Origin of the sequence: Vibrio sp. V39_P1S14PM300 (assembly GCF_009904765.1) — a bacterium.
GTDB lineage: Bacteria > Pseudomonadota > Gammaproteobacteria > Enterobacterales > Vibrionaceae > Vibrio > Vibrio proteolyticus.
On sequence record NZ_WXWP01000147.1, the window covers coordinates 1 to 5,456 of the forward strand.

General features: G+C 51.2%; 5 protein-coding genes. 2 read left to right on the plus strand and 3 right to left on the minus strand.

The features are described from left to right. Window positions 1–20: 20 nt before the first annotated feature. Both CAG65_RS07190 and CAG65_RS07195 read left to right on the plus strand, forming a co-directional pair. Window positions 21–938 carry a leukocidin family pore-forming toxin gene (locus CAG65_RS07190; RefSeq protein WP_161453090.1) on the plus strand — a complete coding sequence of 306 codons (918 nt, stop codon included), beginning with the start codon at window positions 21–23 and terminating at the stop codon, window positions 936–938. A gap of 79 nt (window positions 939–1,017) precedes the next feature. Continuing rightward, window positions 1,018–1,692, plus strand: coding sequence for a topoisomerase I (locus CAG65_RS07195; protein ID WP_161453092.1), 675 nt, complete (start codon window positions 1,018–1,020; stop codon window positions 1,690–1,692). Window positions 1,693–1,721: 29 nt separating this feature from the next. Here CAG65_RS07195 and CAG65_RS07200 read toward each other — a convergent pair whose 3' ends face one another. From CAG65_RS07200 to CAG65_RS07210, 3 genes are all read right to left on the minus strand, one after another. Continuing rightward, on the minus strand, window positions 1,722–2,594 hold the full coding sequence (locus CAG65_RS07200) for a LysR substrate-binding domain-containing protein (RefSeq protein WP_161453097.1): 873 nt from the start codon (window positions 2,592–2,594) through the stop codon (window positions 1,722–1,724). A 63-nt stretch (window positions 2,595–2,657) separates the two neighbouring features. Further along, complete coding sequence (locus tag CAG65_RS07205; RefSeq protein ID WP_161453094.1) at window positions 2,658–4,061, minus strand: FAD-dependent oxidoreductase; 1,404 nt, start codon at window positions 4,059–4,061, stop codon at window positions 2,658–2,660. 135 nt (window positions 4,062–4,196) lie between these two features. After that, the gene (locus CAG65_RS07210) at window positions 4,197–5,321 is read right to left on the minus strand and encodes a M14 family metallopeptidase (protein ID WP_161453096.1); all 1,125 of its coding nucleotides are present in this window, start codon (window positions 5,319–5,321) and stop codon (window positions 4,197–4,199) included. Window positions 5,322–5,456 lie beyond the last annotated feature (135 nt).

Here is a 5,456-nt window from a genome sequence, read left to right on the forward strand (position 1 = left end):
GCCTAAAATAGGACACAACAATGAAAAAACGGCACCTTTCTGCGAGTGTCATTGCACTCGCTTTGGTTGGCGCTTTGGCACCTGCACACGCTGAAGACACGCTGAAAGCTTACACCTCTACCCTGCTAGAACTGGATGATAGCGACGCTCGCGCTAAAAAAATCCGCTTAATTTACTCCCTGGAAAACGTCTGGAATCAGACTTTACTGCCTAATGGCGCCAAAGAAGCGAAATTGATCCTAAACGGCGGCTCAGGTTTCGATATGACAAATGTTCCAAACAAAGAACAAATCTATGGTTTCGCGTTCGGTGGGGATTACCGCTACACGGTTCCAACAGCGTTTAAGCTGGCGTTAAGCTACCTCAATGGAGCACCTCTGCGTCATATGAGTCACGCTCCGGAAAATACCATTGCGACAGCATCGGTAAGCGAATCGCTGGACTTTAACCTGGGCTTTACCGCGTCACAGTCTCCATCAATAAACGGTGGTATTTCCTGGAGCAATCGAGTGACTTACGATCAACCAGAGTTCCAGACGGTTGCGGACTTTAACCAGACCAACGAGAGCATCAGTTGGTTAATCGAAAACCGCACCATCCGTAACCACACGCCAGCAAAAGACTGGTTACTGTATCGCTGGACCAGCTGCGACATGGGCAACCTGATTGACTATAACGAACTGCCTGTTGTCATGCGTTCTGACTTCAAACCACAGGTCGGCGCGGTTTACCGTAAAAATGACATTCAGGATGGTCAGGAAACAACAGAGATCAAACTGGTCGCAGGCTGGCGTAAAACCAACTACTACTTTGGTCGCGACTGGTGCAGCTGGTACACCACTCCAGAAAATACCTGGAAGAAAAACCACGACAGCAGTCAGTGGACCGAAACCAGCCGAGCCGTAACCATCGCCTGGAACGACGCGCTCTACCATTAACAGTTTTGCCGGTGGCCACAAACTGATGACGTGTGGTTGCCGGCTTTTTCCTGCGACGAATAACGGCAAGATAATTCCAATGGCAAACAAAAAATCACTCCTGATTGGTAGCGCGCTGACCGTGTGTGCTGCGCTCGGCATCCTCTGGTTGAGTTCGACACCAGCGACGTCGCCAGCCGACATTGAGGCAGCCATCGAGGCACAAAATGAGACTCCCCCCACTGAGACAGCAGTGGTGCCAGCCTCAAACTCCGATGACACCCAAACTGTCGCGCCCGTCTCACCTACACCAGTTCACGTCGATGTGGTTTCTGAGACGGTTGACACCACCCCATGGTTGTCAGCCCCAATCACACCACTGAGTAATGAACTGTACGACTTCATTGAAGCGGAAGAAGTGAGCTACATCAGTACCACAGATTATCCCTTTGATGAGCACAAACAGACTCAGTTGCGAGCGTTAATCAAACAAGGTTCGATGATCATGTTTGACAATACGGATCCAGATTACCTGGACAGCTACGGAGTCAGTGAAACAGAGGTGGTCTCAGAGTATTTCGGTACCGCGTCTGAAGGTGATGTGATCATTGCAACGGGCGTCACCAGAGAAAACGGTAGTATTCACTATCTGGTTTTGCCGCTGAGAAATACAGACGACGCAGACACTAGCCAATTGATAGCGGATACCAAACTGGCGGTCACTCTGCTGAAAGAGCAAAAAACCGATCTGGCGTCCGCCAATCGGTCAGAATAACCCACCAACCGCAGCAACGCTGCGGTTGTTTATTGCAAGGCCTGAATCAGCCAGTGACAAAAGTGATCCGAAATCGGACTCTGGTGACGCACAATCAGGTAATGCCCTCCCTCCGTTACCAAGCCATACTCTCCGACCCGACACAAGGCTCCCTGCCTGAGCGCTTCCTGCACCAGCACATCACGCACCATGAGCACACCAAGATGGTTGACCGCCGCTTCCACCGCTAACAAGGTATGATCAAACTGTATCGACATGGTTAAACGGCGCTTTGCCAATCCATACTGGCTGAACAGCTGTGCCCAATTCTCCTGATAACCGCTGATCGCCAACTTATCCGCCGCCAGAAGTTCATGCATTGTGCGAATCGGATTCAGCTTCAGATAACCCGGACTGGCGACAATGACCCAGCGCTCATGGGTCAATCGCCTTGCCGTATAACTCGCATAGCTTCCCGGATAGCCATTGAGGATCTCAATATCAGCGCAATGACTGTCATCCGGCAACGGATCGGACGTAGTAGTAAGCTTGATCGCAAAGTCCGGAAACTGTCTCCTGAAGTCCGCTAACCTAGGAATCAACCATTGATGGCAAAAGCTTTGCGCTACCCTAACATGCAACTCTGCGCGCTGCCTTTTGAGAAATAACTGTTCGGTACTGGCCGACACACTCTGAAAGCTATTGGTCAGAACCGGCAGATAACGAAGCGCATGCAGAGTCAGGCTCAATTGGCTGCCTTTGCGCTCAACCAGTCGGGCATCAAGAAAATGCTCCAGTTGCTTTACTTGTTGGCTGACCGCCGCCCGGGTGACATTCAGCTCCTCGGCGGCTTTAGTAAAGCTCAGGTGACGCGCCGTCGCTTCAAAAGCGCGCAATGCGTTAAGAGGTGGCAGTGATGGCATCAGAATTTCGGCTAAAGGATTTGCTTCGCATTGTATGAACAAGCTGTGACACTTTGGTGACGCTTACGCCAGTTTATCGGCTTTGCCGGCCGCAGCAGCGAGCTTCGATAGCCACTTATCCATCCGCCGGGGGCGTTCTTCACGGTCTTCTGCTGCTTCTTTACGTCGGACTGCATCGCGCACCACCATTGCACCAAGCCAGCGAAAAGGCTCTGGAGGAAAGTATCCCAACGGCCCTTTTGCCAGTCCACAGTTGGCCCAGTCATTATCTTGTTCCAAAACCAGTGAGGACAGAATTTTTCCGCCAATTCTCGTCTGTACCACACCATTACCAGAATAACCGAATCCATAGCAGATATTCTGTTGCTCCTCTAAGTGGCCAAAGAACGGCAGACCCGTGACCGAACGATCCGAGCCGCCACTCCAGTGATAATCGAAACGAACCGAACCAAGATCAGGAAACAGGCATTGGAAAGAGCGCGTCAACAACGACAGGTACCGCGTTGGCTGATTGAACATAGGATCAACCCGATTCGCAAATGAAAACCGGTTGCCCCCTTTTCCCAGCATCAAACGTCCGTCCGGCGTATCCCGGTAGTAATGGACGAAAATACGTGAATCCACCACCGCACAACCCGGCTCCGGGCCGTGTTGTTTCAGCAGCTCCGGAATCGGCGCGGTGATCGCCATGTCAGAAGACACCACAACGATACTGCGTTTGAGCTGTCGAAAATGCTCAACCATCCAGGCATTCAGTGCCAACACCACTTTATTGGCTGAGATGATTCCCTGAGGTGTATGCACCTTCGCTGGTTCACCAAACGTCAATTCTGTCATCGGCGTATTTTCATATATCCGCACACCAAGCCCGATAGCATGACGGCGTAATCCTCGCACTAACAACGCCGGCTGAACGGACCCTGCTGCGGCTGAATAATAACCCTGAATATGTCGGCGGGAGCCTGCCAACATAGCAATGTCTTCATCACGACATGCATGCCAACTGTTGATACCCAAACGCTCAAGCTCATCCACTGTAGGTTGCATGGTATCTTTTTGTGCTGGGTTGGTCGCGGTGTAGTAGGTCCCGCTGCGGCGCAACTCCGCTTCTATTCCATACTTTTGGCAGAAGGTTTCAATCTCATACACCGCCTGTTCAGATTCTCGCACCAGCCACGAGGCGTGCTGCTCACCAAACAAGCGTTTCAGCGTTGGGTATTTGGTCGACCAGGTCAGCATGCAGCCACCATTCGCTCCGGATGCGCCGCTGCCACACAGCCCTTTATCTATCACGACAACATCCAGATCCGGCTGTTGCTGCTTGATAAAAATTGCGGTCCACAGCCCAGTGTAGCCGCCTCCGACTATCGCGACATCGGCCTGAGTATCTTGAGAGAGTACGTGCGGGGCCGACGCTATTTCTTGTTCAAGCGCTTGTTTAAACCAAAAGGAAGGATGGTGAGACATAATAATTCCCTGTTCATTTGCTTACTCGCAGAGTAACGCTGAACAGGGCGGCGGCGTAGCAAGAACATCTTACGCCTGCCCGCAGATTTTCTAACGGCATAAAAAACGCAGGCTCAACGCCTGCGTTTTAAAAGGTTAAATCTTATCGGTCACAGCCAGCGCGGCGGCTAATACGTCTTGTCCAAACAGGACACTGCGCTCAGGCGACCAGCCGTAAAGCGGATCCGGGTAGTTGTTATTGTCCTTAAACGGCATTTCAATGGTGTAAGACAAACACTTGAACTGCTCTGCCACCCAGTTTGAACCTACGGTCAGATTAGCCTTGCCCGGCTCGTCCTTGTCGTAGCCGACTTCGTCCTGGAACTCCGGTGTAATGGTGAACAACGCCGCTTTAAACGCTTTTTCCAGCTCAGCCAGACGCTGCTCATACGACGGGATCCCTTCAGAGCCGGCCACAAAGTTATATGGAATCGCTTCGTCACCATGAATGTCCAGGAACATATCCACGCCAGTTTGCAACATACGTTCACGCACTAAGAACACTTCCGGACTCTTGTCCATCGACGGCGTCTGCCATTCACGGTTCAGGTTCACACCCACGGCGTTGGTACGCAAGTGGCCACGAATGCTGCCATCTGGGTTCATGTTTGGCACCACATACAGCACCGCTTTTTCCAATAGCGCGCGGCTGACAGTATCACTGTCGTCCAGCAGGCGGTTAACCATGCCTTCAATAAACCACTCCGCCATGGTTTCACCCGGATGCTGACGTGCAATGATCCAGATATTCTTCTTACCTTCCCCGGGCTCACCGAAAGTCAGCAAGCTCATGTCATTGCCATCCAGTGTATGACCCAGAGTTTCCAGCGTGCAGTGGTGTTCGCTTTGTGCCTGATGAAGTAAATCCAGATGGCGCTCATAACTGTAAGGCGCAAAATAAGCGAAATACATTGAGCCACGTTCAGGGATCACCGTAAAACTCAGCGTATCACCATCAAATTCGGCAGGGACACGGAACCATTCTTCACGGTCGTAAGACGCCACAACATCATAATCTTTCCACCCTTCCGGATACGCCGATTTCGCCAGTTGACCGATATGGAATGTGTGTGCCACATCCGCCTCACTTTCAAGACGAAAATGGAACCATTGATAGAATTCAGACTGGTTGTCATTCGGGATCCGTAACTGGATGTTGTCCTTATCGTCGGCGCTAACGATGTGAATGCTGCCACTGTCGAAGTTGCTAAAAATCTTCATTGATTTACTCACCTTTGCATCTGAGCCATAAGCTCTCAGGCTAACACAAAGCAAACCGGATCAGCATGCGTTTCCTCCCATAACAGCACCCATTCGGATAAATATCACCCAATGCAAATATATTGGAGCATACCC